Here is a 25415-nt window from a genome sequence, read left to right as displayed (position 1 = left end):
GAGTGTTGAGTGTTGAGTGTTGAGTGTTGAGTGTTGAGTGTTGAGTGTTGAGTGTTGAGTGTTGAGTGTTGAGTGTTGTAATCTATTCTAAAAAAGAATTCAATGCCGCTAAAAATTAATTAATTTTAAATCGAATATTTTCCTTTTCCATTCGTGCAAAGAACTCAGAACTGGCATTAATTTTCATGGTTCTACTTGGCATTGTAATATCTATTTTCTCTCTTCTTTCTCTAATATTGAAAGCTAATTTTTGTTTTCCAGCTATTTGATAATCTTTCAAAACCGCATGAAGATGGTTGATGTATTTTTCATTTACTTCTGTCGAATTCATTTGAATGGTAATTTTTTCACATTTATCATCCATAACATCATGCAGCAACATAAAGTTTGTAAACTTTAGTCGAGGTTCCCCTACAACACCTGTTTCTTTATTCGTCCACCCCGGCTGAAGAACAGCATTGATATATAGAAAAGAATTGACCACTAAAAAATGACGGAATTGCAAATACTCATTCCCAAAAATTCGGAACTCATGACTGTCTCCATAATCTTCAACAATAAAAGTAGCCCAGCCTTTTCCCATTTTTGAAACCCGATGTTCAACAGCGGTAACAATTACTCCAATACTCAACTTATGCCCAACGTAATTTGTCATATCTCCTTTAAAAGCAGATAATTTACAATTACAAAAACGCAATTCATTTTTAAAATCATCCAAAGGATGTGCAGAAATATACATTCCAGTCACTTCTTTTTCTTTGGCTAATAACTCCATGGTTCCCCATTTTTCACAAGTAGGAATATCTGGTTCAGGAAACTGTACTTCAGAAGCTTCACCAAACAAAGAAACCTGAGAAGAATTTTGACTCTCTTGGTATTTATGTCCAAACTTCAATGATTTTTCTAAGAAGTTCGTGTTTTTTTCATCTGTAATATAATACTGTGCTCTGTGTGTTCTGGTAAAAGAATCGAAACCTCCTGCTAAAATCAATCCTTCTACGGCTTTTTTACCCGCCAATCGAAGATCAATTCGTTTGACCACATCAAATATAGAAGTGAAATTTCCATTTTCTTTTCGTTCGCGTATAATTTCTTCCACAGCAGCTCCACCAACTCCTTTGATGGCTCCCATTCCAAATCGGATGGCACCCTCATCATTTACTGAGAATTTTAAATACGATTCATTCACATCGGGACCTAAAACCGTTAAACCTCCACGCTTGCACTCTTCCATAAAAAAGGCCACCTGTTTGATGTCACTCATATTATTAGACAAAACGGCTGCCATATATTCTGCAGGATAATGTGCTTTTAAATAGGCCGTTTGATAGGCGATCCAAGCGTAACATGTAGAGTGCGACTTATTAAAGGCATAGGATGCAAAGGCCTCCCAATCCTTCCAAATTTTCTCTAAAGGCTCCGCTTCATGTCCTCTTTCAACCGCTTGACTGATAAAAAGCGGTTTCATTTTTTCTAGAACGGCAATTTGTTTCTTACCCATGGCCTTACGCAGGGTATCGGCCTGACCTTTGGTAAAGCCTGCCAAATCTTGAGAAAGTAACATTACTTGCTCTTGGTAAACGGTAATTCCGTAGGTTTCCGATAAACGTTCCTTCATTTCAGGAGCCGGTAAATCGTAAACAATTTCTTCTATTCCATGTTTTCTATTAATAAAACTAGGGATATATTCTATTGGCCCTGGACGATACAGGGCATTCATGGCAATCAAATCGGCAAACACAGTAGGCTTTAATTCCTTCATGTATTTTTGCATTCCTGGCGATTCATATTGAAATATCCCTACCGTTTCTCCTCTTTGAAACAGTTCATAAGTTTTCAAATCATCAATTGGAAAGGATTCAGGATCCAAGTCGACATTATGCCTTGCCTTTACAATTTTACAGGTATGCTTGATTAGAGTCAACGTTTTCAAGCCCAAAAAATCCATTTTCAATAATCCGGCATCTTCTACCACCGAGTTATCAAATTGGGTGACATACATATCCGAATCTTTAGCTACGGATACTGGAACATATTTTGTAATATCGTCAGGTGTAATAATCACTCCACAGGCATGAATTCCTGTATTTCTTACAGACCCTTCTAATATTCTTGCTTTATTTACTGTTTCGGCCGTCAAATCATTTCCATTGGAAATTCTTTTCAGCTCATTCACCATTTCAACCTCCTCTGGCCGCAATTTACTAGACAATTCTTTGTCACTAAGACCGAATATCTTTTTCAGCTTCATTCCAGGAATTAGCTTGGCAACTCTATCTGCTTCAAACAAAGGTAAATCCAAAACACGTGCAGTATCACGAATAGAGGACTTTGCAGCCATGGTACCATAGGTAATAATTTGCGCTACTTGATTGGCCCCATATTTATCAATTACATAATCAATAACACGCCCACGTCCCTCATCGTCAAAATCAATATCAATATCGGGCATCGATATACGTTCAGGGTTTAAGAAACGCTCAAAAAGCAAATCATACTTAATAGGATCAATGTTTGTAATCCACAAACAATAAGCTGCTACAGAACCCGCTGCCGATCCACGTCCGGGACCTACAGAAACCCCCATTTCTCTAGCTGCTCGAATAAAATCTTCTACAATCAAGAAATATCCAGGGTATCCTGTTTTTGCAATTACATCTAATTCTAAATCTAATCGTTCTTTTATTTCAGGAGTAATTTCTTCGTATCTCTTTTTAGCTCCTTCATATACCAAATGGGCCAAAAAATTATTCTCTCCTCTTTTTCCTCCATCTTCCAAATCCTTTGGATCTCTAAATCTTTCAGGGAAATCAAAAGCAGGAAGCAATACATCACTAGCCAAGGTAAAAGGCGTGATTTTTGAAACTAGGTCTTCAATATTTAAAATTGCCTCAGGAACATCTACAAAAAGCTCCTTCATTTCTTCTTGAGACTTAAAATAGTACTGATCATTTGGCAATCCATAACGATAACCTCTCCCTCTACCAATAGGTGTTGCTTGCTTTTCACCATCTTTTACACACAATAAAATATCATGTGCATTGGCATCCTCTTGCTTTATATAAAACGTATTATTGGTCGCAACCGTTTTAACATTGTACTGCTCAGCAAAACGCAACAGTACTTTATTCACCACATTTTCATCTTCCTGACCGTGGCGCATTAATTCAATATACAAATCGTCACCGAATTGCTCCTTCCACCAAATCAGGGCTTCTTCCGCTTGTTTTTCTCCTACATTTAATATTTTACTCGGTATTTCTCCGTACAAATTTCCCGTTAAAACAATAACATCTTCTTTGTATTGCTCAACAATTTTTCTATCGATACGAGGTACATAGTAAAATCCATCGACAAAGGCTGTAGATGACATTTTTGCTAAATTTTGATACCCATTTCTATTTTTAGCCAACAGAACTACTTGGTTTCCGTTGTCCTTTTTTGTTTTATCGGTATGGTTTTCACAAACATTAAACTCGCAACCTACAATAGGCACCAATTCCTTTTGATCAAATGGCTCTCCTTTTTCTTCAGCTTCCTGTCGCTTAGCTGCAATACCTTTGTTATATCCTGCAACCGCATTGGTAAAATGAAAAGATGCCATCATGTTTCCGGTATCCGTCATGGCAACCGCAGACATATTGTATTTTCCTGCCTCACTGACCAAAGCTCCAATTTCTATAGTAGATTGTAGTATAGAATATTGAGTATGATTGTGAAGATGTGCAAAAGTTGCATCTTCTAATTTTTTCCGACTTTCCTTTATATTTATTCCTTTGCCTTGCGCTGCTTCTTGAGAAGATTGGCGCTTGCGAATCTTATCACTTTCTTGTTTTAAGTTTAAGTGCTTTAGTCCGATTACCTGTATGGGGTCTGGATTTATTTTTTTAAACTCTATAAAATAATCAGGAGCCGCTTGTAGTTGTTCTTGCTCAAATTTTTCCAAACGAATTAATTCGAAAAAACAACGTGTCGTTGCCTCCACATCAGCTGTTGCATTATGCGCTTCACCAAAACCTACGGCGAATAAATACTCGTGTAATTCTGTAAGTGTTGGCAATTTAAATTTTCCACCTCTACCTCCAGGTATTTGACACATTTGGGCAGTAGCCTCTGTACAGGTATCTAAAATTCCCAAAGCATTTTTATCTTGATCTTTTAAATCATCAATAGCCATAGCTCTATTGGAAGGCTGTTTTGCTTTAAAATTATAGTTATCTAAATCGAAACTATCAAACTCAAAAGCTTTAAAATTGGGTTGAATACCCGCCCTAATAAACTCTGCCCCCATGATATTTACATCAAAGGTTACATTTTGCCCTACCAAGAATTTCGTTTTCAACAAAACTCGATTAAAACGCTCTAAGCTTTCAATTAATGAAATACCTTGCTCTTCTGCTAATTCTGTAGAAATACCGTGAATTTTTTCTGAATCAAAAGGAATATTAAATCCTTCTGGCTTGACCATAAAGTTGTCATGCTCCAAAACTCGACCAAAATCATCATGCAACTGCCATGCAATTTGTATGCATCTTGGCCAGTTGTCAGTATCAGTCATTGGCGCTTTATAGCTCTTAGGAAGTCCGGTAGTTTCGGTATCAAAAATTAAATACATAGGTGCTTTTAAGTGTCCATTTTAGAAGCTTTAAAAATACAAATAATTCAAATCAACTCTACGAGGATTTTTTCCTTTTTTGGAATAGATTTCAACAAAAAAATACAATGCAAAAAAAATAAGCCTAAGCACTCATAAAGTGTTTAGGCTTATCCTTTTTAAATGCTTTTGCTTATTTCAAATACGAATTCAACATCCATATTACTTTTTCAGTCTCTGTGATATAATCACTCATTAAACTAGCCGTTCCTTCATCATTTGCATCGGCTGCATCAGACAGCACCTCTCTTTCTATAGCGATTAATACGGCAAAATTATTTAAAACAATTTGCACGCCTTTCTCCCCATCAGTAACACCTACCTCTTCTGCTATTTGTGCATTTTTCAAATACGCACTAAATGAATGTAAAGGCTCACCTTCTAAGGTCAAAATTCTTTCCGCTATTTCATCTATTTTAATCACTGCCGTATTGTACAATTCTTCAAACTTTAAGTGTAGCTCAAAGAAATTTCTTCCTTTAATATTCCAATGCAAGCCTCTTAAATTTTGATAAAACAATTGATAATCGGCCAATAATTGATTTAGTTTTCCAACTAGCTTCTCTGCTTTTTCTACTTCTATTCCTATACTATTTTTCATTCTATATTATTTTAAATATGTTTCTATATTAATATTCAATCCTTTGGCAACCCCTACTCCTAATTTAGGACTTACACGAAACCAATGGCATAATTGCCTGTTAATGATTTCATCTTTTCGTGTACCTGAAATCCCACTCATAGAACCAACAATTGTATCAATGGTTCTTTGCTGCTCGTCTTCAGAAAAAACATTTTCAAACAACCCTTTAGGCTGAGAATAATGATCGTTATCATTTTCATTTCGATCAAAAAAACCAATTTCAGCATCCTGTACATTGTAAGGCGCATCTTTCATTTCTTGTTTACTTTCTATACTTTCGTCGAAACTATTTGGAAAATAATTAGCGCTACTACCTCCATTTCCATCAAATCGCATAGCCCCATTGCGATGGTAATTATTGGTCATATACGGACATTTATTGACGGGTAAATCATTGTAATTTGATCCTATTCGATAACGTTGCGCATCTGGATAGGCTAAAATTCTACCTTGCAACATTTTGTCAGGAGAAAAACCGATTCCATCAACTATATTAGAAGGAGAGAAAGCCGCTTGTTCAACATCTTGAAAATAATTTTCAGGAATTTCATTCAATTCTATTTCTCCAACATCCATCAAAGGAAATTCACTATGCGGCCAAATTTTTGTCAAATCAAAAGGATTCCATTTAAATTCTTTCGCCTCTTTATCTGTCATGACTTGAATTTTCAAAGCATACTTCGGAAAATCTCCTTTTTCAATAGCTGACACTAAGTCGCGTTGAGAATAATCTGGATCTTCTCCTTTTAAGCGAGTAGCATCTTCATTTGACAAGGTTTTATTTCCTTGCATAGATTTGTAATGGAATTTCACATAATTCCGTTCACCTGCATCATTTAACAAAGAAAAAGTATGACTTCCGTAACCATTCATAAATCGATAGCCGTCTGGAATTCCTCTGTCTGACATTAAAATTAATACCTGATGCAAACTTTCAGGATTCAAAGACCAATAATCCCAAACCGCCGTAGCATCTTTGCAATTGGTTTTTGGATTTCTTTTTTGTGTATGAATAAAATCTGGAAACTTTTTAGGGTCTTTTATAAAAAACACAGGGGTATTATTACCTACAATATCCCAATTTCCTTCTTCAGTATAAAATTTCAACGCAAAACCTCTTGGATCTCTTTCTGTATCTGCAGACCCCATTTCACCACCTACCGTAGAAAAACGCGTAAATAGTTTTGTTTCTTTTCCTATTTCAGAAAACAGTTTAGCTCTTGTGTATTTTGTTATATCATGTGTTACTGTAAACTTTCCATAAGCACCTGTTCCTTTTGCATGCACAACTCTTTCCGGAATTCGTTCTCTGTTAAACAATGCTAATTTTTCTTGTAAAAAATAATCTTCTAGCAAAGCAGGCCCTCTTTGTCCTACTGTTTCTGTGTCTTCATAATGATTTACTGGACAACCATTATTTGCGGTGATTTTTTTATTTTCTGCCATTGTATATTCTTTTAGTAATTCTGTTCAAAGGTACGCCAAGCTCAATCATAAGTCAAATTGATAGTTTTTATTTTAAAATCAATAAAACTGATTAAGTTTAAAACAACTACCTTTAAAGGTATTCAAAAAATAATAGTTACACTTGTAGAATATGGAAAACTATCAGACAAAAATAATTGCACATAGAGGTGCTTCTTTTGATGCCCCTGAAAACACTTTACCGGCTATTCAACTAGCATGGAAGCAGCAAATACATAAGGTTGAAATAGATGTTCACCTTACAAAAGACCACCAAATTGTAGTCATTCATGACGCAAACACCAAACAAACCTCTAGTTATAGCTCTGAAGTAAAAGACGAAACCTTTGCCGATTTACGAAATTTAGACGTAGGGGCTTGGAAGGGGAAAAAATGGAAAAACACAAGAATTCCAAACTTGACCGAAGTTTTAGCGAGTATTCCTGATTTTGGCACCTTAATTATTGAAATAAAATGCGGCAAAGAAATTGTTCCTTTTTTAAAAAAGGCTCTGCAAAACATACCCGTTCATCAAATAGAATTTATCTGTTTTAATTTTGATGTTATTTGCTTACTTAAAAAAGTTTTACCTCAACACAAAGCTTTGTGGTTATTGGATCTTGATTATACAGAACAGACAAAAAAAGAAGTTGCTCATGTAGATACATACATTCAAAAAGCCAAGGAAAATAACCTAGACGGCTTGAATATTTGGGCAGGTGAAATTGCCACAAAACAATTTATTCAGCGCATACAAGAAGCCAACTTATTGGTTTATATTTGGTCAACCAACACACTAAAAACAGCACAACGTTTTTTAGACTGCCAAGTAGATGCAATTACTACAGACAGACCAAAATGGTTATTAGATAAATTACAAGAAAATGAAAAACACCGTTGAAAATACTTTTTGGGATGTCTTAATTATAGGAGGTGGCGCCACAGGAATTGGAACAGCCATAGATGCTGCATCTAGAGGCTACAAAACCTTATTGGTAGAACAATTTGATTTTGGATCAGGAACTTCTAGCAAAAGTACCAAGTTGATTCATGGTGGTGTACGTTATTTACAGCAAGGAAATCTTTCCTTAGTTACAGAAGCTTTAAAAGAAAGAGCCATTCTAAAAAAAAACGCCCCTCATATAGTTCATGACCTTGAATTCATTGTCCCAAATTACGATTGGTGGGAAGGACCGTTTTATGGAATTGGTCTTAAATTATATGATCTTTTAGCCAGAAAAGAAAGCTTTGGCGATTCTATCTTTTTATCTAAAGAAGAAACCATCGCACATTTACCAACGATAGAACAAAAAGACTTGCAAGGAGGTGTTTTATATCATGATGGACAATTTGACGACACACGACTATTAGTCAGCATGATGCGTACAGCAGAAAAACAAGGAGCCACTTTATTGAATTACACCCAACTTATTGCGCTTACCAAAACAAACAACACCATAGATGGTGCTATTATTGAAAATAAACAATCACAAATTAAACAAACCATCAAAGCAAAAGTCATCATCAATGCAACAGGTGTATTCTCTGATTCGATTCGTAAAAAAGATAATTCTTCCGTAACAAACATTATCAAAGGAAGTCAAGGAATACATATTGTTTTGGATCAAGATTTTTTACCTGGTGACAAAGCTATTATGATTCCACATACCAAAGACGGACGTGTATTATTTGCCGTGCCTTGGCATGGTAAATTACTAGTAGGAACTACAGACACCGAACTAAAAAACTACCCCATCCATCCCATTCCTTTTGAGGAAGAAATAGATTTTTTACTAAGTCACACAGCGCAATACCTAGTAAAAGACCCAACAAGAAAAGACATTAAAAGCATATTTTCTGGAATTAGACCATTAGCCTTGAGCGGAAATACCAGCAACACTTCAGAAATATCCAGAGAACACAAAATTGAAGTCAGTGATAGCGGACTTGTAAGTATTCTTGGTGGAAAATGGACTACTTATAGAAAAATGGCTAAAGATGTAATGAATGTAGCTTCTACTTTGGTAAGTTTACCTAGAGTAAAGTCAAAAACACAAAATTTAAAATTACATGGTTATACCAAAACCCCAGAACAGTTTGGCACTCTTAGTATTTACGGAACAGATGCTGCATTAATTGAAGAACTTTACAAAGAACATTCCTCTTTTAAAGAAAAGTTACATCCGCAATACGACATCACAGTTGCACAAGTAATTTTTGCCATTCGATTTGAAAAAGCGGTCACTATAGAAGATGTTTTAGCCAGAAGAACCCGTTTGTTGTTTTTAGATGTAGCCGCTAGTTTGAAAGCCTCAAAATTAGTTGGACAATTATTAGTGAAGGAACTGAATAAAGACCAAGAATGGCTGAACCAACAACTAATTGCGTTTGAAAAAACAGCTAAAACGTTTACAGCCTCTCCACTTTAAACAAAAAAATCGATTCAATTAATCACCAAAGTTAAACTCAAAATAATTCAAAGAAAACACTCCAGAAATTTCTTCCTTATTATTCGTTACAAAATTAAAAGAACCTCTAACATAGTTTTCTTCTTTATTTAAGGCAACTATCGTCACTTTACCTTCCGTTGCAACACTCATTTCAGCGGAAGTATCCAGGGTAAAAGTTGCTACATTACCACTTGTCTGTGACAAATCAAACTCTCCCACTTTTGCATCCTTTAGTTGCATTTGAATAGCACCCTCAACAGTTTTACTACCAACAATTGTATTTCCAAAATTATTTATACTAAACAGGCTCGACCCTTCAGATTCTGTATTTAGCACAATACTTTCTGTTCCATTAAATTTTCCATTTGGTATAGTTGCTTGAAATTGATCTGGCACATATGACAGATTTACTGCTCCATCTAATACAATAACATCTCCCTCCAAAATACCGGTATACTTAATTTGAAGTTTCCCATTTTCCAAATCCAGCTTTGTAATAGTTGCTTCTCCAGAAATCATGTTAATTTCCAGATCCTCTTCCGAGGCTCTTACCGCTTCTTTTTTATAAGTAGCGGTAACTTTGTCGCCAAACACATAAGTCTCGCCTTCTATAATTTCACCCGACAAACCAATTGTAAGCACTTCGCTTTTAGTGGTTGCAACTATAGCTACTTCCACTTCATTTGTTGCCAAAGTAAAAGAAAATCCTTGTTCGTGCACACTTAACTGATTGCTTGAAAACTCCTCTTCACCAAGCATTGCTTTTACCGAACCTGATAAAACCTTATTCCCCACATCAGGATTCGAACCCGCATAGTTGGCATTGGAAAGTGATGCACTTTCTGTACAGGCCAAACAACTTATCAAACAAACAAAAATTAGTGCAATTTTTCTCATATCTATTCTAACTTAAACCGTTTTTTTTAGTCGTTCAAAAATACATTAATCCCAAAGAACCCACAAACTCCAATTTCGTTAATAAGTCGCTAATTTAGAAACGCTTAAAAAAATAAAGTAAAAAAGTTTTATATTCCAAAAAAAGTGTATTTTTGCGCTCTATTAATAACCAAGGTCGAGAACCTTAAAAATTAAATTATGTCAGTAAAAATTAGACTACAAAGAAACGGTAAGAAAGGAAAACCATTTTATGCAATCGTTGCAGCTGATGCACGTTCTAAAAGAGATGGTAAATTCTTGGAGAAATTGGGAACTTACAACCCTAACACAAATCCAGCAACAATTGATTTAGATATTGATGGAGCTGTAAAGTGGTTACAAAACGGAGCACAACCTACAGATACAGCGAAAGCTATTTTATCTTACAAAGGTGCAATGTTGAAAAACCATTTAGAGATAGGAGTTCGTAAAGGAGCAATTACTGCTGAACAAGCTGAGGAGAAATTCAACGTTTGGGTAGCTGAAAAAGAAGGAAGAATTCAAGCTAAAAAAGATGGTTTATCTGCTGCTGAAGCTGATGTAAAAGCGAAAGCTTTTGCTGCTGAACAAGCTGTTAACCAAAAAAGAATTGATGATGCTCAAGCTGCTGAAGATGCTTTGAAAGCTGAGGCTGCTGCTGCTGCAGAAGCGGAAGCTGCTGCAACTGAAGAAGCTGCTCCTGAAGCAGAAGCTACAGAAGAAAAATCTGCTGAGTAATTCACATTTATAACGTTATGCGTAAAGAAGATTGTTTTTATTTAGGCAAAATCGTTAGAAAGCACAGTTTTAAAGGAGAAGTCGTTATCAAATTAGATACCGATGAACCCGAACTTTACCAAGAAATGGAATCAGTTTTTGTCGAATTAGGCAATAACTTGATTCCATTTTTTATTGAAGAATCTTTACTTCAAAAAGGAAACCAGCTTAGAATTCGATTTGAAAACATTGAAAATGAAGCGGATGCTGATACCATCCTAAAAGCAGGTATTTATTTACCGCTGACCATGCTTCCGAAGCTATCCGGAAAGAAATTTTACTTCCATGAAATTATTGGGTTCCAGGTAGAAGATGAAAAACACGGTAACATAGGTGAAATAACAGGTGTAAACGACACAACCGCACAGCCTTTGTTTGAAGTAGAGTATGGAGCGACACAAATATTGATTCCAATGCTAGATGAATTTATTCAAAAAGTAGATCGAGAAAACAAAATCATGTTCTTAAAAACTCCTGAAGGGTTGATAGAAATGTACTTATAAAAGTGTTAAGTGTTAAGTGTTAAGTGTTAAGTGTTAAGTGTTAAGTGTTAAGTGTTAAGTGTTAAGTGTTAAGTGTTAAGTGTTAAGTGTTAAGTGTTAAGTGTTAAGTGTTAAGTGTTAAGTGTTAAGATACTTTTTTCAAACTACAAACCAAACAAGACCTCCCAAAATTTCAACTTTAGAAATAATGAGCAAACCATTTCAGTTTAAAGAATTTTCTATTGAACAAGATCGTTGTGCTATGAAAATTGGTACAGACGGCGTTCTATTAGGAGCCTGGGCTGACCAAGAAAATGCTTTTTCAATTTTAGATATTGGTGCTGGAACTGGTGTTATTTCATTAATGCTAGCTCAAAGAAGTGCTGCTGAAGTTATTGATGCCATTGAAATAGACGATGAAGCCTACGAGCAATGTGTTGAAAATTTTGAAGCTAGTGACTGGGGAGATCGCTTGTTTTGTTACCATGCTTCACTTCAAGAATTTATTGAAGAAATTGAAGATTCCTATGATTTGATTGTTTCAAATCCTCCTTTTTATACCGACACCTACCAAAGTGAAGACAAGCAACGAAACAAAGCACGTTTTGAAGATTCCATGCCTTTTGAACACTTGTTCCTAGCAGCTTCTAAATTATTAAGTCCGCAAGGTAAGTTTGCAATGATTGCTCCTTTTAAGGAAGAAAAAGAACTTTGTGTCTTAGCAAAAACACACGGACTATTTCTTAACAAAGCTTGCCATGTAAAAGGAACCGAAACTAGCGACTACAAAAGAAGTCTGTTAGAGTTTTCATTTACAAAAACCGACACACAGTATACAGCACTTACCATTGAAATTGCAAGACACGAATATACACCTGAGTACATTGCACTAGTCAAAGATTTTTATTTAAAAATGTAGTCCTTTTTAAACCATCGGATTTTCTATTGGTCGTAGGTACAACTACAATCAAAATCCTATGAAAATCTCTTTCCTATTCTCGTTATTTTTCGGTCTATCTATTAGTCTTTACTCTCAATCAAAAACTACAGAAAACTCCAAAGGAAAATTAATTTTCTCAGATGATTTTAATCGCTTGGAAAAAGATGACAGTAAGGAAGAATTAGGAAAAAACTGGACAACAAATAGCAAAAACAGAGCACAAGGTTTAAAGCAAGCCGATTTAAAAAACGGTACTCTTCATATAAAAATGACCAAAACAGCCAACCATGCCGTTTCCGTAAAACACGACGCTCCTTTTAAAAATGGAACGGTACAGGTAAAATTCCAAATAACAGACAAAAAAGGAATTGCTTTTAACTTTAATGACCCTGCTATTAAAAATACTGTTTGGGCAGGGCATGTATGCCAAGTAAAAATAACACCAAGTTCTATTAAAATTACCGATCAAAAAGAAGGAATTTTCAAACTAAGCATACATTCTAAAAAAAAGGCCGGTGCCTCTGCTAGAGAAATTCAAGAATTGACCAAAGGAAAATCTAAAAGCATTAAACATAATTGCCAACCAAACACTTGGTACAATTTAACCTTAAATTTTGAAGAAGAAACCTTAAGCGTTTGGATCAACGATATGAAAGTTGGCACTCATAGCTCCTTAGGTTTTGCACACAACCCAAAACAAAACATAGCTTTTAGTGTTGCTAGCCATGCTATAGTTGATGATTTAAAAATATACAGCAAAGATTAAGCTACTTAACTTATTTAGAAATTGGCAGTTGCTTAGATTTCCATGCTGTAAAACCTCCACTCAAATCATAAACATTTTCATACCCATTTTCTATTAAAAATTTCGCCGCTTTTCCACTTCTACCACCAGAACGACAATACAAATAAACCGCCTTGTCCTTAGGAACTTTCAATATATTTTTTTGAAAGTTTTTTGAAAAAAAATTGACAAAAACAGCACCTTTGATAAAGCCATCTTCTATTTCTTGAGGCGTTCTAACATCTACTAAAACACCTTGACCTTTTGAAATTAATTCCTGAAAACTCTTGGCATCCAGTTTTTTAATAAGATCATCTTGTACTGAGCTAGCCCCTTTTAATTTTTGACTTCCATAAAGCAAAGCTGCCAGACAAATAATCACTACTAGTGCTGTTTTCATATATACCGTTTTATATTTTAAATCTATGAAATATTTTTGAAGCATAAAGTTATTGTCTTCTACTGATACGCTATAGATCTGATTTTATTACAAAATTAACCTAGTAAAAACAAAACCACTGTAACTTCTGTTACACAAAAAAGAAGATGCTTACTAATTTCTCTTAAATAATTGATACTTTAGCCACTAGTTAAATTATACCTATGGAAATTATAAATGAAAAGTTCTGTTCTGACTGCGGAAATAAAATCAACGCCAAAGCAGAAATATGTCCTAAATGTGGTGTTCGACAAATGGCTCCACCTAGAAATACCGACGAAAATAAATGGTTAATTACCTTATTACTTTGCTGGTTCTTTGGTGTTTTTGGTGTGCATCGCTTTTACAATGGTCATACCGGAACCGGATTGATTCAACTATTTACTTTAGGAGGTTGTGGTATTTGGGCACTTATCGATTTGATCATTATTATTACAGGATCTTTTAAAGATGCTGAAGGGAATTACATCAAACAGAAGTAACCATGCTTACGTATTTGAGGCAACGCATTTTATTAATCGGGCTTGCTTTCTGCTTTATTTCTACCTTAGTTGCCAAAGCTTGTTTTTCTATCGACGTTCTGATTCCCTGTTTATGGAAAATGCTATTCCATACAAATTGTTGGGGTTGTGGTATCAGCACAGCTTTTATTCATTTGTTACATTTCAATTTTCAAAGTGCCTATCAAGCCAATCCACTCGTATTTATTGTACTTGGCATTTCACTTTTCTTTTTTTTAAGAGATATAAATCAATTCAACAAAAATAATTCACATGAACAAATTACTTAGTTTTAGCATTATTCTCGGTGCTATTGGAATCATTTTAGGCGCTTTTGGAGCACATGCTTTAAAAGGAATACTTACCGAACAAAGTATGGCAAGTTTTGAAACGGGTGTCCGCTACCAAATGTACCATGTATTATTGTTGGTAGGCGTCAATTTAGCAACGGTACTAAGTGACCGAACTAAAAAACAAGTAAGTAGTTTGATTCTCTTAGGAATATTCTTCTTTTCAGGCTCTATTTACGCTATTACTGTGGCAGGAATTCCTGCAAAAAGCATTTGGTTTGTTACTCCCTTAGGCGGATTGCTATTTATTATTGGCTGGATCCTTTTAGCTGTACGAACACTTAACGAAGTCCGACATTAAAATTCACTTTGTATTTGTATTCTACAAATTTGAAATAGTTGTACAACTTGTAATTTACTTCCAAACCATAATCTGTAAACGCATCATAGTCGATTACTTGTTCAAAAATTTCCGACTTAAAACTCATTGGATTTCTGACACGCGCATTCCATTCATTTACATATAAAATATTTCTATTCTGATAATAAGACTCAGAATAAAATTCCATAGGCCTCGCTATAGACAACAAGTAGCTATTAAAACCAGGGTCTAAAACAATGATTTTATATTCAATGCTATCGTTTGATATTACCACAGGTTTTTCTTCAGAATTTTTCCGCACCGTATTTTGGGTAGAAAAACAGGAATACAACGAAAGACTTATAACCAAATACAATAGATATTTCATGAGAAATTATTTTAACACCAGTAAGTTACAATAAAGCTAGCAAAAGTACTTGTTAAAATTTAGCCTTTTTAGCAAAGAAGAAAATTACATTGCAGTTGCCTATATTTGTAGCGACAAATAATTTATGAAGAATACTATTAAAGATCCTGGCTTAGGTTATAACTCCAATAAAAACATAAAAAGTTTTATTGATGAAAATGGAGAATCTAGCATTATTCACCAAAATAGACCCAGGAATATCAACGACTTATACACTTATTTAATTCATATTTCATGGATAAAATTCTTTGGATTTATAGTATTCGGCTACCTACTTATCAATAGTTTTTTTGCACTTATTTATTTGACCTATGGAGTAGAAAAAATAAGTATTTCTACAGATACACTCTTCTCTGAGTTTTTACATGCTTTCTTTTTCAGCGCACAAACAGTAACCACTTTAGGATATGGAGCTTCGGCCCCAACAGACATTGTAACAGGACTCATTTCTTCCTTTGAAGCTTTACTTGGTTTGCTTTCTTTCTCATTTGTTACAGGATTACTTTATGGGCGTTTTTCAAAACCAAAAGCTTCTGTACGATTTAGCAAAAACATGGTGTATCGAAAATTTGAAGACAGCCATGCCATCATGTTCCGATTGGTTAGTAAAAGAACCAGTATCATGATAGAGCCAGAAGCAAAAGTGACTTTATCTATTTCTAAAAAAACTACGAAAAACGAATTTAAAAGAGAATTCTTTTCACTGAAACTAGAACGAGAAGCCATTACCTATTTACCAACTGTTTGGACACTGGTACATATTATTGAAAAAGGCAGTCCCTTGTACAAATACACAGAAGCAGAACTTACCGAATTGAAGGCCAAATTAATCATTCTATTTCAGTACCATGAAGATTCCTTTTCTCAAAAAGTATATCAAATTCATTCCTATGATTTTGACAAACTATTGATCAACCGGAAATTTGCACCCTCGGTTTCCTTTAATGAAGATGGCTACACCGTTTTAGATCATGATGCTATTGACAAAACGGAACCAATGGACTAATGAATGATAATTCTTAGTACAATAAATATAAAAATTACAAGAATACAGACCACACCTACTTTGAAGCCTCCATTTTTATAGTGAATTTTATGTCGTTTGATGTCTTTTCGATAACTCCAAACCATTAAAGCCACAAAAGCAACGATAAAAAAACCTGCAAATATTAACTGACCTCTACTAAACATAATTTTGTATTTTAGGCAAAAATACACAAATCAAAAAGGTTATGCCAACTTACCTTACTAATCCTTTACAAGAATGAAAAACAAAATTGAAGCCGTACAAAAATTCCACGAATCATTTAAACTAGGTATCAAACAAAAGCCTACAGCCGACTTAGGAACTGCTAAAAATAATTTACGATTTAATTTAATGGCAGAAGAAAATGAAGAATATTTAGAAGCTGCCAACAACAATGATTTGGTTGAAGTTGCGGATGCACTAGGTGATATGCTGTATATTTTATGTGGAACAATAATAGAACACGGAATGCAACATAAAATAGAGGAAGTTTTCAATGAAATTCAACGAAGTAATATGAGTAAACTAGGCGCTGATGGAGAGCCTATTTACAGAGAAGATGGAAAAGTATTAAAAGGACCCGATTATTTTAAACCAAATATTCAAAAAATTTTAGAAAAATAGTCTTTTTAATTTACCGAAAGAAGTTATATTTAGTACCCCCTAGGAAGTTTAAAAAATACGCATAAGAAAACAAAATTGTTAATTATCTAGAATTTGAACAGGCCAGCGATAAATACCAAGTACAAAGAAATATTTCAAATATACGACTTAGATAAAAAAGAGAATTATTTGGCTAAAATTGCCGAGTTAGACTCAATTTATCCGGTAGACAGTACGTATTTCTGTATTGTAAATACAGCCACACAAAAATACGATTACATCAGTAAAAACTTTACTGCCTGTACGGGCTACGACAAGGAATTGATAGAAAACGGAGGCGTTCCTTATTTTGTTTCCTTATTTCATCCGGAAGACATTCCTATTTGGATAAAAATTTTGGACGAATTAATGACATTTACTTTGGGGAAATTTAAAACCAAAGAAGATCGTAACAAAATAAGTTATACATGGAACTTTCGTATTAAAACCCATGAAGGAAAATACGTCAACGTTATCCAAAATACCACTCCTTTAAGTTTCGACAAACAAAACAAACCCTACATCGGTTTATCACACTATACCCTTTTAGATTCACCATCGAAAATGGATATTTGTGCAACGGCTAAATACCTGAATGGTAAAAATAAATTAGAGACCGTATATTTTAAAAACTTCACTACGGAACTCATACTTGATTCAGTAAGCAACAGAGAACAAGATATTATTCGTTTATTACTCCTAAAAAAATCGAGTAAAGAAATTGCTTCTTGCTTATTTATTAGTACGTATACTGTCAATACACATCGTAGAAATATTCTAAAAAAATTCAACATCCAATCTACTGGAGAGCTGATCAGTTATTTTAAAAACAATCCGGAACTGCTGTAACGGAGAAGTATACCTATAAAGTTCCTTAATTCACTTTTCTTTCAAAAAAAATAAGCCCCGTAAAAATACCTAATTTAGGTATTGTATAAAAAACCAATCTCCTCTAGTTTTGCAGTCAGAACAAGAAAAGAAATTGGTTGCTCATTATCGCTGGGGAAATTGCTATGAACCGAATATGTCCGGGCAACCAAATCACCTAATTCAACAAAAAGAATCTGAAAACTATTCAGATTCTACCCTCACTTCACTTTAAAGGCAGTCACCCACAACGGCCCTTCTCTTTTAAATAAAAAACAAATCATACACATTAATCACTAACAAACAGTAAGTTGTCTAATTTATTTATTCAACACTTGCACGTTTAAAATAAAAAACTATCTTTGCGTCATACCTTACTAGTACACTAAAACAATAAGCTATGATTGAAATCAATAATTTAAGTTTTCACCATAAAAAGCAAAAAACGCTTTTTAACAATTTAACCTACAAGCAAACTAGCGGAAGCATTACCGGTTTGCTGGGTAAAAATGGAGCAGGAAAATCGACCCTTTTAAAATTAAGCGCTGGCTTGCTGCATCCCAAACAAGGAAGCATTATAATAAACGGCTATACGCCATCTAACAGAAATCCTGATTTTTTAGCGGATATTTTTTTAGTTAGCGATGAGCCTTACTTACCTTCTTTAACCGTTGCGTCCTATTTAGCGATCTACGCTCCGTTATACAAAAATTTTGATTTAGAAAAAATGTCAAAAATTCTGAAAGAATTTGAACTGGAAGCGCATCAAAAATTAGATGGCATTTCACACGGACAACAGAAAAAATTTATCATTGCTTTTGCTTTGTCCACCAATTGCAAGCTCCTTTTATTAGATGAGCCCACCAATGGTTTGGACATCCCTTCAAAAAGTATTTTCAGAAAAGTTTTAATTAGCTCTGTAGAAGAAGATCAATTGGTAGTCATATCTACGCATCAGGTAAAAGACATTGAAACCATTATCGACAAAATTGTCATTATAGAAGAAGGCACTATTGTTTTTGAAAAAGAGACACAGCTAGTTACTGAAAAACTACAATTTCAAAAATTAGAAAGTATTTCAGAAAATTCAAATATAATTTATTCAGAAAAATGCCCTGGTGGTTATAATGCCATATTACCCGCTAACAACGATGAAGAAACAGAAATTGACATTGAGTTGTTATTCAATGCCATTTGTAATAAAACTGAAATAAAATTATAAGCTATGACTACGAATTCTTACTTTTCACCTCAACGATTTTTGAATTACCTAAAATTCGATTTAAAAATAAACGCAAAAACCTATTTATTCTTTGCTATTGGTTTACTTGTCGTGCTTTTCTTTGCCGATTATTTCTCTATTAGTCAAACAAATAGTACGATAGGCTATACAGAAAAACAATACAGCCCCTTGTTTTTTGTTATGTTTACTATTTGTAGCATTTTAGTTATGGCAACCAGTTTTCCAGAGCTAAGAAACAAAAAGGAAGCCAGTCATTATTTTCTACTTCCTGCCTCAACCTTCGAAAAAATATTGGTGCAATTCTTAATTCGTATTGTAGCATTTACCGTTGTATTCTTTCTGATTTTTTGGATAGATTTTAAAATGACTCATATTATTTATCAAGCCATTGAATGGAACAAACCCATAGCTATAAAATCCTTCGACCTATTTACACCCTTTTATGATTTAACAAGAACAACAGATTTAATTGCAGTAATATTAGCTATGTTTTCGGTTGCTACTTTCTTATTAATGGGGTCTTCAATTTTCAGAAAATATGCTTTATTTAAAACCATATTATCATTTGGTATTTTACTCGGAATCTTTTTTTTAACCATGGTCTTCTACTCTCATGTGTTTTATCCTGAAAAGGTGAAAAATTTCTTTTCTATAGAGATTCAAAGCTATAAAATTAGGCCATACTTATACAATGTACAATTGTTTGTATACATCTTAATAAGTTTCGCAAGTTTATTTTTCTTACCACTTACCTATTTCAAACTTAAAGAAAAACAAGTCTAAATATGGAATTCAAATCTAACAAAGGGATTTTTCTTCAAATAGCCACTACAATTTGTAATCAAATTTTAGAAGGAAAACTAAAACCTACAGAACGAGTTCCTTCGGTTCGAGATTTAGCCGTAGAACTAGAAGTAAATAGAAATACGGTTATGAGAACCTATAGCCATCTTCAGGACGAACAAATTTTCGAAAACAAACGAGGCATTGGTTTCTTTGTTTCTGCCAATGCTGTTGAACAAATAAGAGAAAAAGAAAAGAAAGAATTCTTTCAGCAAGAACTTCCGTATTTACTAAAAAAAATAGAATTGTTACAGCTTAACAGTACCGACTTAAATCAACTTATCTCAGAAATTAAAAAAAATGATTGAAATGAAAAAATCTAATTATATCATCATCGCATTCGCTGTATTTTTCTTCGGACTAATAACCACAATGTATGTAGATGCCGCAAACAACGGAGAAAACAATTTTAAAAAGAACAACACACTTGTTTCCTCTGATCAAAATCTTGATAATTTTTCTGTGATTGTAGCCCATAAAAACACAAAAATAGTATTGCTTAGTCATAATCAAAATCTACTAACAGAATCTTATTACCAACATAAAGATTCTACAGATTCTTCTATGAAAGCCTTCCAAAAAAAGTGTGATTACCGTGTGCAAAATGACACCTTGTATATAGACCGTACCTACAAGGCCAAAGTCACCATAAAAACAACTACGGTAAAAACGATACTTGCACGTGAATCCTCTAATATGAATTTCAAAAAAGTTGAATCAGATAGCTTGACCTTATATTTGACCAATGCAAAAGTGAATTATTCCAACTTGACTTTAAATCATTTGAAAGTAACTGCAACAGAAAACTCTAATATCAATTTAGGAAATTCAAAAATCAAGTCGATACAAATTAACCTCGATCAATCTAAAATTAATAGTTACCGTAGCAATTCGAATAGTGTCCTTGCCGTCTTAAAAAACAAATCTAATTTAACGGTATCTAAACCGAATAACTTACATATAGAATCTGACAGGTCGAGTACTTATCGTACATACTAATTAAAAATATCGTAAAATAATTACGCATTCGTGCGTAATTATTTTATTAAAAAAAGTAATAAAATAGTCTAAACGAAGTCTTTATTAAAGAAACCACCTTTGTTTTCTTTTCGTTTCATGGAAAATTCACAAATCAAATAAGCCGTCGTAATTAAGTTTCTAAGCTCACACAATTCCACCGAAATAATAGATTCTTTATACAATTCTTCTGTTTCTTCGTAAATAAAACTCAAGCGTTTTTCAGCACTTTTTAAACGTCTATTAGAACGAACTATTCCCACATAATCACTCATAATTTTTTGAACAGAAGAACGTCCATGTGTGATCAATATATTTTCTTTATTCTGTGACGTATTTGTTGTATCCCATTCAGGTACATCGGTATTAAAAGACAAAGCATCAAGCTCCTTTACACTACTTACAAAGCTTCTTTGAGAATAGACCAAGGCTTCTAACAAAGAATTTGACGCCAAGCGATTTGCACCGTGTAAACCTGTAGAAGTACATTCTCCACAAGCATATAAGTTTTTAATAGATGTTTTCCCATCCATATCAACTTTTACACCTCCACAAATATAATGCGCTGCGGTTACCACTGGTATCCATTTCTTTCGAACATCAATTCCTAGGCTAGCACATTTATTTAAAATATTGGGAAAATGTTTTTTAAACTCTTTGTAATCTAGGTGTGTACAATCTAAAAACACATAATTATCACCACTGGCTTTTAATTCCGTATCAATAGCTCGGGCAACAATGTCACGAGAAGCCAATTCTCCACGATCGTCATATTTACGCATAAAAAACTCACCTTTTGCCGTTCTTAATTTTGCACCAAAACCTCTCACAGCTTCAGAAATTAAAAAGGCTGGAGACTCCTGTGGCAATTGATACAAGGCTGTAGGATGAAACTGTATAAATTCTACATCTTCAATTTCAGCTTTTGCTCTATACGCCATACCTATTCCATCACCCGTAGCGATAGACGGATTGGTAGTTGTTGTATATGCCTGCCCACTTCCTCCAGAAGCAATCAAGGTAATTTTTGAAACGATGGTTTTTACTTCATTTTGGTTTTTATCTAAAACATAAGCTCCAAAACAAGTAATAGCCGTATCTCTAACCGTTTTTCTAGACTCCAAATGGTGTTCTGTAATAAAATCAATAGCGTAGTGCTCTTCTAAAACAGTAATATTTTCTGCTTTTCCAATCATAATCAACAAAGCACGTTCTATCTCGTAGCCCGTTATGTCTTTATGATGTAAAATTCTATTTTGCGAATGTCCTCCTTCTTTTCCTAAATCAAAATCACCAATATGGTTCTCGTCAAAGTTGACACCCCAATCAATTAATTCTTGCAATCTAGCAGGTCCTTCTTCAACCACCATTCTTACCACGGCTTCATTGCAAAGTCCGTCTCCAGCCACTAAGGTATCTTGAATATGTTGTTCAAAAGAATCGATGTCTAAATCGTGAACTGTAGCAATTCCTCCTTGGGCGTATTTGGTGTTAGATTCCCCTTTTTCTGCCTTTGTAACAACGGTTACGCTACAATTTTTATTATGATTTGCGACACGCAATGCATAGGTTAACCCAGCAATTCCCGAACCAATAACAAGATAATCTGTTTGAATCATTTTATTTTGATAAAGCTAACATTCTTTCAATTGGCAATAGCGCTTTGGCAGCCATTTCTTCGTCTACTTCAATATCAGGCAATTCAAATTTCATACAGGTATACAATTTTTTCATTGTATTTAATTTCATGTAAGCACATTCGCTACAAGCACATGTATTGTCCTCTTCTGCCGGAGCAGGAATCAAGGTTTTATTCGGTACTTGTTTGATCATTTCATGTAAAATACCTGCTTCAGTAGCGACAATAAACTTGTCTTTTTTACTATTTTTCGCGTAGTTTAACAAACCTGCTGTAGACCCAATATAGGCAGCCGTTTTTAATATATGCGCTGGAGATTCAGGGTGTGCAATTATTTCTGCATCTGGATGCTCCTTATAAATATCTAGTAATTTTTCAATAGAAAAAGCTTCATGTACCATGCAAGCACCATCCCACAAAAGCATATCTCTACCTGTTTGTTTGTTCAAATAATCTCCCAAATTTTTATCTGGAGCGAAAATTAATTTTTGTTCCCTTGGAAAAGATTCAATTATTTTGACAGCATTTGACGACGTACAAACAACATCGCTCAATGTTTTAATTTCTGCAGAACAATTGATATACGTTACCACCTTATGATCTGGATGTGCATCCACAAAAGCTTTAAAATCTGCTGGCGGACAAGAATCTGCCAAAGAACAACCGGCTTTTAAATCGGGTAATAATACTTTTTTCTTAGGGTTTAATATTTTTGCTGTTTCTGCCATAAAATGCACTCCTGCAAACACAATAATATCAGCATCTGTTTTGGCTGCTTCTTGTGCCAAAGCCAAACTATCTCCAACAAAATCAGCAATATCTTGAATAGCTTCTTCTTGATAATAATGTGCTAAAATAACCGCATTTTTTTCTTTCTTAAGCTTGTTGATTTCTGCAACATAATCCATTTTTTCAGGAGTTTTTACGTCTAAAAACCCTTTAGAAATCATTGTTTCTTTTGCCTGCTCAATTGTAGTCATAATATTTTGTGCTATAAAATTTCTTTAAGTTATGTAGAAAAAACTTGTGCAACAAAGAATCGCACAAGTTTTATTTATTTTAAACTTAAAAAAAGTAAGTATTTAATCTCTCACCTTGTAAGTCCAACCAAATTTATCTTCTGCTTTTTTGGTTTGAATACTGGTAATTCTATTTTTAAAATGTGTTGCGTAACTATTTTCTGTTTTCGGCAACTCATAATCATTTCCTTTAAAACTAAACCCTAAAATAGGATTTACTACGGCTGCTGTTCCAGCTCCAAACATTTCTAATAAGGTTCCGTTTTTAGCTGCTTCTTCTATTTCAAATACTGAAATAGTTCTTACTTCGTATTCAATTCCTTCGTCTTCTGCCAAAGTCAAAATACTTTTTCTGGTTACACCATCTAAAATTCTATCAGAAGTAGGAGCGGTAATTAATTTATCACCAATTCTAAAGAATACATTCATGGTACCAGCTTCTTCCAAATTTTCATGCGTACTAGCATCTGTCCAAACTACTTGTTGGTAACCTGCATCGTTTGCTAATTTTGTTGGATAAAATTGCCCTGCATAGTTTCCTGCACATTTTGCAAAACCTACACCTCCACTCGCTGAACGACTGAATTTATCGGCAAATAAAACACGTACCTCACCACTATAGTAAGATTGTGCTGGCGAAAGAATAATCATAAACTTATATTCTTTTGCAGGATTTGCTGATACACCAGATTCTGTTGCAATAACAAACGGTCTGATATACAAAGAGCTTCCTTCTTCTTTTTGAATCCAATTTTTCTCAATATTCAATAAAGTCTCTAAACCATCAAAGAAAAGTGCTTCTGGAAATTCAGGAATCGCCAAACGTTCTGCAGATTTGTTCAATCTTTTTTGGTTTTCGTCTGGACGAAACAACCATACGTCATCCTGCGTATCTTTATAGGCTTTCATTCCTTCAAAAATTGCTTGACCATAGTGAAAGACCTTTGCTGACGGGTCTAAAGAAATTGGACCATAAGGTCTAATTTTAATAGTTTGCCATTGGCCATCTTTATAGTCACATTCCAACATATGATCTGTAAAGACATTTCCGAAAGAAAGATTGTTAAAATCTATTTTCGAAATTTTTGATGTATCCGCTTTTTGGATATCGATTACTGTCTTTTTATCTAAAATCATGATCCTTTTTATTTAGTAGAACAAGGATACAAAAATACTATTTATTTTAATAATTAATATGTGAAAACTACTTTAATACACATTGAAATATGCGAATTCTTTCATTTTGTTGTTTTTATAGTTTTATTGTTTGCTTTGAGTATATTTGTGGCACAATTTCAAAGCAAAACGTGAAAAGAGAAATAATCATAACTTCAGATGGCTCAACAACCATTTACATGCCAGACTGGGATGAACAGTACCATTCCAAACATGGTGCGATTCAAGAAGCTTATCATGTTTTTATTAAAAGTGGCTTAGAGGCACACCCTTCAAAAAACTTAAACATACTTGAAATTGGTTTTGGAACCGGTCTTAATTGTTTTATTACCCTTATTGAAGGCGCAAAAAACAACCTGACTGTTGATTATGTTGGAATTGAAGCTTACCCTATTAAAGAAGATGAAATTTTACAACTAAATTATGTTTCCGAATTGGAAGCTAGAAATTTGGCGCATAAATTTGAAGAAATGCATTTATTTCCTTGGGATGCAAAACAACAGGTAAATGAAAATTTTCACCTAACAAAAAGAAAACAATTTATCAAAGACATTGCCGACATCAACACTTTTGATCTGATTTATTTTGATGCTTTTGGTGCAAGGGTACAACCTGAACTATGGACGGAAGAAATTTTTGGAAAAATGTTTGAAGCAATGAAACCTGGCGGAATATTGGTTACCTACTCGGCCAAAGGAAGCGTAAGAAGAGCGATGCAAACTGTAGGTTTTACCGTAACAAGATTGCCAGGCCCTCCTGGAAAAAGAGAAATGCTAAGGGCTGTGAAATAATTGAGTATTGGCTATTGGCTATTGG

At 34.1% G+C, this 25415-nt stretch carries 27 protein-coding genes; 17 read left to right on the top strand and 10 right to left on the bottom strand.

The window, feature by feature from the left end; genetic code table 11:
- Nucleotides 1–115: 115 nt before the first annotated feature.
- The 3 genes from dnaE to FGM02_RS11620 all read right to left on the bottom strand — a co-directional run bounded on the left by dnaE (nt 116) and on the right by FGM02_RS11620 (nt 6743).
- Nucleotides 116–4615: a DNA polymerase III subunit alpha gene (gene dnaE, locus FGM02_RS11630; RefSeq protein ID WP_139958550.1), complete on the bottom strand. Its 4500-nt coding sequence runs from the start codon at nt 4613–4615 to the stop codon at nt 116–118.
- Between the two features lie 172 nt (nt 4616–4787).
- On the bottom strand, nt 4788–5255 hold the full coding sequence (locus FGM02_RS11625; protein WP_139958549.1) for a Dps family protein: 468 nt from the start codon (nt 5253–5255) through the stop codon (nt 4788–4790).
- Between the two features lie 6 nt (nt 5256–5261).
- Nucleotides 5262–6743 carry a catalase gene (locus FGM02_RS11620; protein WP_139958548.1) on the bottom strand — a complete coding sequence of 494 codons (1482 nt, stop codon included), beginning with the start codon at nt 6741–6743 and terminating at the stop codon, nt 5262–5264.
- A 151-nt stretch (nt 6744–6894) separates the two neighbouring features.
- On the opposite strand from FGM02_RS11620, the gene FGM02_RS11615 reads away from it, so the two are divergent.
- Together FGM02_RS11615 and FGM02_RS11610 are read left to right on the top strand one after the other, a co-directional pair.
- Complete coding sequence (locus tag FGM02_RS11615; RefSeq protein WP_139958547.1) at nt 6895–7662, top strand: glycerophosphodiester phosphodiesterase family protein; 768 nt, start codon at nt 6895–6897, stop codon at nt 7660–7662.
- The gene (locus FGM02_RS11610) at nt 7646–9190 is read left to right on the top strand and encodes a glycerol-3-phosphate dehydrogenase/oxidase (RefSeq protein ID WP_139958546.1); all 1545 of its coding nucleotides are present in this window, start codon (nt 7646–7648) and stop codon (nt 9188–9190) included. Before FGM02_RS11615 ends, FGM02_RS11610 begins: the two co-directional genes overlap by 17 nt.
- Nucleotides 9191–9208: 18 nt before the next feature.
- Here FGM02_RS11610 and FGM02_RS11605 read toward each other — a convergent pair whose 3' ends face one another.
- Nucleotides 9209–10108: a DUF6252 family protein gene (locus tag FGM02_RS11605; RefSeq protein ID WP_139958545.1), complete on the bottom strand. Its 900-nt coding sequence runs from the start codon at nt 10106–10108 to the stop codon at nt 9209–9211.
- 198 nt (nt 10109–10306) lie between these two features.
- On the opposite strand from FGM02_RS11605, the gene FGM02_RS11600 reads away from it, so the two are divergent.
- The 4 genes from FGM02_RS11600 (at nt 10307) to FGM02_RS11585 (ending at nt 13091) form a co-directional block, all read left to right on the top strand.
- Entirely contained in the window at nt 10307–10864 is a 558-nt protein-coding gene (locus FGM02_RS11600; protein WP_139958544.1) for a 30S ribosomal protein S16, read from the top strand.
- A 17-nt stretch (nt 10865–10881) separates the two neighbouring features.
- On the top strand, nt 10882–11406 hold the full coding sequence (gene rimM / locus FGM02_RS11595) for a ribosome maturation factor RimM (RefSeq protein ID WP_139958543.1): 525 nt from the start codon (nt 10882–10884) through the stop codon (nt 11404–11406).
- Between the two features lie 187 nt (nt 11407–11593).
- Nucleotides 11594–12304, top strand: a complete 711-nt coding sequence (locus tag FGM02_RS11590) for a tRNA1(Val) (adenine(37)-N6)-methyltransferase (protein WP_139958542.1) — start codon at nt 11594–11596, stop codon at nt 12302–12304.
- 58 nt (nt 12305–12362) lie between these two features.
- Nucleotides 12363–13091 carry a family 16 glycoside hydrolase gene (locus FGM02_RS11585; protein ID WP_139958541.1) on the top strand — a complete coding sequence of 243 codons (729 nt, stop codon included), beginning with the start codon at nt 12363–12365 and terminating at the stop codon, nt 13089–13091.
- Between the two features lie 10 nt (nt 13092–13101).
- On the opposite strand, the gene FGM02_RS11580 is transcribed toward FGM02_RS11585, so the two are convergent.
- Complete coding sequence (locus FGM02_RS11580; protein WP_166461171.1) at nt 13102–13509, bottom strand: rhodanese-like domain-containing protein; 408 nt, start codon at nt 13507–13509, stop codon at nt 13102–13104.
- A gap of 203 nt (nt 13510–13712) precedes the next feature.
- On the opposite strand from FGM02_RS11580, the gene FGM02_RS11575 reads away from it, so the two are divergent.
- The 3 genes from FGM02_RS11575 to FGM02_RS11565 are packed head-to-tail and all read left to right on the top strand — an operon-like array spanning nt 13713 to nt 14699.
- Nucleotides 13713–14030, top strand: coding sequence for a TM2 domain-containing protein (locus tag FGM02_RS11575; protein ID WP_139958539.1), 318 nt, complete (start codon nt 13713–13715; stop codon nt 14028–14030).
- Between the two features lie 2 nt (nt 14031–14032).
- Nucleotides 14033–14338 (top strand): DUF2752 domain-containing protein, encoded by a 306-nt coding sequence (locus FGM02_RS18420; RefSeq protein WP_139958538.1) that lies wholly within the window; start codon nt 14033–14035, stop codon nt 14336–14338.
- Nucleotides 14322–14699, top strand: coding sequence for a DUF423 domain-containing protein (locus FGM02_RS11565; protein ID WP_139958537.1), 378 nt, complete (start codon nt 14322–14324; stop codon nt 14697–14699). Before FGM02_RS18420 ends, FGM02_RS11565 begins: the two co-directional genes overlap by 17 nt.
- Here the strand turns inward: FGM02_RS11565 and FGM02_RS11560 are convergent.
- The gene (locus FGM02_RS11560) at nt 14680–15087 is read right to left on the bottom strand and encodes a DUF6146 family protein (protein ID WP_139958536.1); all 408 of its coding nucleotides are present in this window, start codon (nt 15085–15087) and stop codon (nt 14680–14682) included. The genes FGM02_RS11565 and FGM02_RS11560 overlap by 20 nt on opposite strands.
- A 124-nt stretch (nt 15088–15211) precedes the next feature.
- Between FGM02_RS11560 and FGM02_RS11555 the strand changes: the two genes are divergently transcribed.
- On the top strand, nt 15212–16132 hold the full coding sequence (locus FGM02_RS11555) for an ion channel (RefSeq protein ID WP_139958535.1): 921 nt from the start codon (nt 15212–15214) through the stop codon (nt 16130–16132).
- Here the strand turns inward: FGM02_RS11555 and FGM02_RS11550 are convergent.
- Nucleotides 16129–16317, bottom strand: a complete 189-nt coding sequence (locus FGM02_RS11550) for a hypothetical protein (RefSeq protein ID WP_139958534.1) — start codon at nt 16315–16317, stop codon at nt 16129–16131. The two genes, FGM02_RS11555 and FGM02_RS11550, sit on opposite strands and share 4 nt — an antisense overlap.
- A 73-nt stretch (nt 16318–16390) precedes the next feature.
- Between FGM02_RS11550 and FGM02_RS11545 the strand changes: the two genes are divergently transcribed.
- The 6 genes from FGM02_RS11545 to FGM02_RS11520 all read left to right on the top strand — a co-directional run bounded on the left by FGM02_RS11545 (nt 16391) and on the right by FGM02_RS11520 (nt 20747).
- Nucleotides 16391–16777, top strand: a complete 387-nt coding sequence (locus tag FGM02_RS11545) for a pyrophosphohydrolase domain-containing protein (RefSeq protein ID WP_139958533.1) — start codon at nt 16391–16393, stop codon at nt 16775–16777.
- Between the two features lie 93 nt (nt 16778–16870).
- A complete protein-coding gene (locus FGM02_RS11540) occupies nt 16871–17644 on the top strand; it encodes a LuxR C-terminal-related transcriptional regulator (RefSeq protein WP_139958532.1) in 774 nt (257 codons plus the stop codon).
- 418 nt (nt 17645–18062) lie between these two features.
- Complete coding sequence (locus FGM02_RS11535) at nt 18063–18884, top strand: ABC transporter ATP-binding protein (protein WP_139958531.1); 822 nt, start codon at nt 18063–18065, stop codon at nt 18882–18884.
- Between the two features lie 3 nt (nt 18885–18887).
- On the top strand, nt 18888–19688 hold the full coding sequence (locus FGM02_RS11530) for a hypothetical protein (RefSeq protein WP_139958530.1): 801 nt from the start codon (nt 18888–18890) through the stop codon (nt 19686–19688).
- A 2-nt stretch (nt 19689–19690) separates the two neighbouring features.
- A complete protein-coding gene (locus tag FGM02_RS11525) occupies nt 19691–20056 on the top strand; it encodes a GntR family transcriptional regulator (RefSeq protein ID WP_139958529.1) in 366 nt (121 codons plus the stop codon).
- Nucleotide 20057: 1 nt separating this feature from the next.
- A complete protein-coding gene (locus FGM02_RS11520; RefSeq protein WP_139958528.1) occupies nt 20058–20747 on the top strand; it encodes a hypothetical protein in 690 nt (229 codons plus the stop codon).
- A gap of 68 nt (nt 20748–20815) precedes the next feature.
- Here FGM02_RS11520 and nadB read toward each other — a convergent pair whose 3' ends face one another.
- The 3 genes from nadB to FGM02_RS11505 form a co-directional block, all read right to left on the bottom strand.
- Nucleotides 20816–22384 carry an L-aspartate oxidase gene (nadB, locus tag FGM02_RS11515; protein ID WP_139958527.1) on the bottom strand — a complete coding sequence of 523 codons (1569 nt, stop codon included), beginning with the start codon at nt 22382–22384 and terminating at the stop codon, nt 20816–20818.
- A gap of 1 nt (nt 22385) precedes the next feature.
- Entirely contained in the window at nt 22386–23384 is a 999-nt protein-coding gene (gene nadA, locus FGM02_RS11510) for a quinolinate synthase NadA (RefSeq protein WP_139958526.1), read from the bottom strand.
- A gap of 102 nt (nt 23385–23486) precedes the next feature.
- Entirely contained in the window at nt 23487–24560 is a 1074-nt protein-coding gene (locus tag FGM02_RS11505; protein WP_139958525.1) for a branched-chain amino acid aminotransferase, read from the bottom strand.
- 170 nt (nt 24561–24730) lie between these two features.
- Here FGM02_RS11505 and mnmD point away from each other — a divergent pair, with 170 nt between their 5' ends.
- The gene (gene mnmD / locus FGM02_RS11500) at nt 24731–25390 is read left to right on the top strand and encodes a tRNA (5-methylaminomethyl-2-thiouridine)(34)-methyltransferase MnmD (protein WP_139958524.1); all 660 of its coding nucleotides are present in this window, start codon (nt 24731–24733) and stop codon (nt 25388–25390) included.
- The last annotated feature ends 25 nt before the right edge of the window (nt 25391–25415 follow it).

Source organism: Flavicella sediminum, from assembly GCF_006381105.1.
Lineage (GTDB): Bacteria > Bacteroidota > Bacteroidia > Flavobacteriales > Flavobacteriaceae > Flavicella > Flavicella sediminum.
Note: the sequence above shows the minus strand (reverse complement) of the source record. Positions and strands in the feature narration are given on the sequence as shown.

Bases quoted from the DNA above. Each gene is read 5' to 3' on its own strand.
- dnaE (WP_139958550.1), bottom strand. From the start codon at position 4,615: ATGTATTTAATTTTTGATACCGAAACTACCGGACTTCCTAAGAGCTAT.
- FGM02_RS11625 (WP_139958549.1), bottom strand. From the start codon at position 5,255: ATGAAAAATAGTATAGGAATAGAAGTAGAAAAAGCAGAGAAGCTAGTT.
- FGM02_RS11620 (WP_139958548.1), bottom strand. From the start codon at position 6,743: ATGGCAGAAAATAAAAAAATCACCGCAAATAATGGTTGTCCAGTAAAT.
- FGM02_RS11615 (WP_139958547.1), top strand. From the start codon at position 6,895: ATGGAAAACTATCAGACAAAAATAATTGCACATAGAGGTGCTTCTTTT.
- FGM02_RS11610 (WP_139958546.1), top strand. From the start codon at position 7,646: ATGAAAAACACCGTTGAAAATACTTTTTGGGATGTCTTAATTATAGGA.
- FGM02_RS11605 (WP_139958545.1), bottom strand. From the start codon at position 10,108: ATGAGAAAAATTGCACTAATTTTTGTTTGTTTGATAAGTTGTTTGGCC.
- FGM02_RS11600 (WP_139958544.1), top strand. From the start codon at position 10,307: ATGTCAGTAAAAATTAGACTACAAAGAAACGGTAAGAAAGGAAAACCA.
- rimM (WP_139958543.1), top strand. From the start codon at position 10,882: ATGCGTAAAGAAGATTGTTTTTATTTAGGCAAAATCGTTAGAAAGCAC.
- FGM02_RS11590 (WP_139958542.1), top strand. From the start codon at position 11,594: ATGAGCAAACCATTTCAGTTTAAAGAATTTTCTATTGAACAAGATCGT.
- FGM02_RS11585 (WP_139958541.1), top strand. From the start codon at position 12,363: ATGAAAATCTCTTTCCTATTCTCGTTATTTTTCGGTCTATCTATTAGT.
- FGM02_RS11580 (WP_166461171.1), bottom strand. From the start codon at position 13,509: ATGAAAACAGCACTAGTAGTGATTATTTGTCTGGCAGCTTTGCTTTAT.
- FGM02_RS11575 (WP_139958539.1), top strand. From the start codon at position 13,713: ATGGAAATTATAAATGAAAAGTTCTGTTCTGACTGCGGAAATAAAATC.
- FGM02_RS18420 (WP_139958538.1), top strand. From the start codon at position 14,033: ATGCTTACGTATTTGAGGCAACGCATTTTATTAATCGGGCTTGCTTTC.
- FGM02_RS11565 (WP_139958537.1), top strand. From the start codon at position 14,322: ATGAACAAATTACTTAGTTTTAGCATTATTCTCGGTGCTATTGGAATC.
- FGM02_RS11560 (WP_139958536.1), bottom strand. From the start codon at position 15,087: ATGAAATATCTATTGTATTTGGTTATAAGTCTTTCGTTGTATTCCTGT.
- FGM02_RS11555 (WP_139958535.1), top strand. From the start codon at position 15,212: ATGAAGAATACTATTAAAGATCCTGGCTTAGGTTATAACTCCAATAAA.
- FGM02_RS11550 (WP_139958534.1), bottom strand. From the start codon at position 16,317: ATGTTTAGTAGAGGTCAGTTAATATTTGCAGGTTTTTTTATCGTTGCT.
- FGM02_RS11545 (WP_139958533.1), top strand. From the start codon at position 16,391: ATGAAAAACAAAATTGAAGCCGTACAAAAATTCCACGAATCATTTAAA.
- FGM02_RS11535 (WP_139958531.1), top strand. From the start codon at position 18,063: ATGATTGAAATCAATAATTTAAGTTTTCACCATAAAAAGCAAAAAACG.
- FGM02_RS11530 (WP_139958530.1), top strand. From the start codon at position 18,888: ATGACTACGAATTCTTACTTTTCACCTCAACGATTTTTGAATTACCTA.
- FGM02_RS11525 (WP_139958529.1), top strand. From the start codon at position 19,691: ATGGAATTCAAATCTAACAAAGGGATTTTTCTTCAAATAGCCACTACA.
- FGM02_RS11520 (WP_139958528.1), top strand. From the start codon at position 20,058: ATGAAAAAATCTAATTATATCATCATCGCATTCGCTGTATTTTTCTTC.
- nadB (WP_139958527.1), bottom strand. From the start codon at position 22,384: ATGATTCAAACAGATTATCTTGTTATTGGTTCGGGAATTGCTGGGTTA.
- nadA (WP_139958526.1), bottom strand. From the start codon at position 23,384: ATGACTACAATTGAGCAGGCAAAAGAAACAATGATTTCTAAAGGGTTT.
- FGM02_RS11505 (WP_139958525.1), bottom strand. From the start codon at position 24,560: ATGATTTTAGATAAAAAGACAGTAATCGATATCCAAAAAGCGGATACA.